General features: G+C 56.0%; 1 protein-coding gene. It reads right to left on the bottom strand.

Features of this window, described 5'->3' with window-relative positions:
* A partial coding sequence (locus AF337_RS44515) for a hypothetical protein (RefSeq protein ID WP_210168072.1) occupies positions 1 to 231 on the bottom strand: 231 nt, incomplete at its 3' end.
* Positions 232 to 252: the final 21 nt, after the last annotated feature.

Raw genomic sequence — 252 nt, 5'->3', positions numbered from 1 at the left:
GGAGCGGATGGTCGACGGATCGGTCCCGATCCGTCGCGCGGCATAGATATACTCGGCAGCTCGCATCGCTCCGTGGGAAGTAATCCAGGGTAGCCAAGGCTCGTCTTTCAATATCTGATCTGCGAAGGCCTCAAGGCTGGTAACGGCCTTCGCTTTCGGCAAGATCATATCCCTGATGTCCCGCAGGGCTCGATCAGAAATATTGTGCATTTCGCTCTTGTTGAGCTTCAAAGAGCTTCTCGGACCCCACCC

This window comes from Rhizobium ecuadorense, assembly GCF_001187535.1.
Classification (GTDB): Bacteria; Pseudomonadota; Alphaproteobacteria; order Rhizobiales; family Rhizobiaceae; genus Rhizobium; species Rhizobium ecuadorense.
The sequence above is the reverse complement of the archived record's forward strand: the minus strand, read 5'-3'. Positions and strand labels throughout refer to the sequence as shown.